A 2,311-nucleotide genomic window follows, 5' to 3' on the forward strand; every position below is an offset into this window, starting at 1 on the left:
GACCAGCCGGCGAACAGCACCGCGTAGACCGACAGACCGGCCATGGCGAAGAAGAACAGCAGGCCGATGTTCAGATCCGCCACACCCCAGGTCGGGGTGATCGGGATGATTGCGAACGCAATCAGCAAGGCGGACATGGCCACAACCGGTGCCAGGGTGAAGATCACCTTGTCGGCAAACGGCGGGGTCCAGTCTTCCTTGAAGAACATCTTCAGCATGTCGGCGGCGATCTGGAACATACCAAACGGGCCAACGCGGTTCGGACCATAACGGTCCTGCCACCAGCCCAGCAGGCGACGTTCGACAAAGCTGAGCAACGCGCCTGCGACCACTACGGCCAACAGAATCACGATCGCTTTGATGACCGTCAGGATCACATCGATCACTTCAGGGGTGAACCAGGTCATTGCGCTGCCTCCTGCAGACCGTCGACGGATACGCCGGCGAATGCCGGTGGAATGCCGGCGATGCCCGCAGGCAATGCCACAAGACCTGCGCCCAGTTCTTCATTGATACGCAATGGCAGACGCAGGGTCTGGCCGGCCACGTTCAGGCTCAGCAGTGCACCGTCGTTGACCCCAAGGCGATCCGCTTCAGACTTGGCCAGTGCAACGTAGGCCGCTGGAATGCGTTCCTGCACAGGAGCGGCTTTCGAAGAGTTCTCGTCGCTACCGAACAGGTGGTAGAACGGCACAGCTTGCCAGGTGCCCGGCGCCGGGTTGAATGCGCGCGGAGCGGCAGCGAACCAGTTCAGCGAATCACCGGTGCTTTCGATCAGGCGGGTGCCCGGGTCGCCAGCGCGGATGTGACCACCGACTTCGTCCTGGAACTTGTTCCAGGCCTGCGGCGAGTTCCAGCCCGGCGACCAGGCGAATGGCACCTGCTGACGCGGTTCGGCGGAGCCCGAGTAACCTTCCATGGAGAAGGCAAACGCGGTGTCTTTGTCTTGCGGGGTGCGTGGTTCGTGAACGCTGATGTCGGCGCGCATCGCGGTGCGACCGGAGTAACGCAGCGGCTCACGCGCCAGTTTCAGACCCTTGATACGGAACGCAGCGGACGGTGCAGCGTCGACGATACGCGCCAGTTGCTCGGTGCTCGAAGCAACGGCAGCGGTGACGTGGTCGAGTTGCGTCCAGTCGATCGGCTGGTTCAGCAGGGTGGCGCGCAGGGCGTGCAGCCAGCGCCAGCCTTCGTGAACCAGAATGCTCGCGTCCAGGTATTGCGGATCGAAAACCTGGAAGTAGCGCTGGGCGCGACCTTCCTGGCTGACCAGCGTACCGTCGCCTTCAGCGAAGCTGGCGGCTGGCAGTACCAGATGCGCGCGGTCGCTGGTAGCAGTCTTCTGATGGTCAGCAACGATCACCACTTTCGCGGCGTTCAGCGCAGCATCGACTTTCTCTTTGGCGGTGCGGGTGTACAGATCGTTTTCCAGCACGACGATGGCGTCGGCTTTGCCATCAATGACGGCTTGCAGCGCAGCATCCACCGATTCGCCACCGAGCATGGCCAGACCGAGGCTGTTGGCTTCCGGCACGATCAGGCTGATCGAACCGTTCTTCTCGCGCAGCTTCAGAGCCTTGGCGATGTTCGCTGCCGCTTCGATCAGCGCTTTCGAACCCAGCGAAGTGCCGGCGATGATCAGCGGACGTTTGGCCGCGAGCAGGGCGTCGGCGATGCGCTTGGCCAGTTCCAGTGCTTCAGCGTCCAGACCTTCAACGGCCGGTGCGCTGGCGTCCAGAGCGTGAGCCACGGCGAAACCGATGCGCGCCAGATCATCGGGAGCTGCGTGAACGCATTCTTCGGCGATATCGTCGAGCTTGGTTTCAGCGAGGCTGGCGATGAACAGCGGGTTCAGCGCGTGCTGACCGATGTTTTTCACCGCAGCGTCGAGCCATGGCTGAACGCGCATGGCGTCGGCCATTTCTTCGGCTTTGCCTTTGACCGACTGACGCAAGGACAGCGCCATACGGGCGGCGGTCTGGGTCAGGTCTTCACCGAGGACGAACACGGCGTCGTGGTCTTCGATGTCGCGCATGTTTGGCACTGGCAGCGGGCTGTCTTTGAGCACTTGCAGGACCAGACGGATGCGTTCCAGTTCGGACGCTTCGATGCCGGAGTAGAAGTGCTCGGCGCCAACCAGTTCACGCAACGCGTAGTTGCTTTCCAGGCTGGCACGCGGCGAACCGATACCGAGGATGTTGCGACCGCGCAGCAGATCGGCAGCCTTGTCCAGCGCAGCATCCAGTCCAAGCTTGGTGCCGTCGGCCAGCAGTGGCTGACGCGGACGGTCGGTGCGGTTGACGTAGCCATC

2 protein-coding genes are annotated in these 2,311 nt (G+C 62.6%); both read right to left on the reverse strand.

Going from position 1 to position 2,311, the window contains the following annotated elements; translation table 11 throughout:
• On the reverse strand, positions 1–407 hold a 407-nt coding region (locus ACIOVB_RS27450; protein WP_401272269.1), incomplete at its 3' end, for an NADH-quinone oxidoreductase subunit H.
• Positions 404–2,311: molybdopterin-dependent oxidoreductase (locus ACIOVB_RS27455; RefSeq protein WP_401272270.1), on the reverse strand; the 1,908-nt coding region annotated here is incomplete at its 5' end. The genes ACIOVB_RS27455 and ACIOVB_RS27450, both read right to left, overlap by 4 nt.

Origin of the sequence: Pseudomonas sp. NPDC087639 (assembly GCF_044743385.1) — a bacterium.
In the GTDB taxonomy this organism is placed as follows: Bacteria; Pseudomonadota; Gammaproteobacteria; order Pseudomonadales; family Pseudomonadaceae; genus Aquipseudomonas.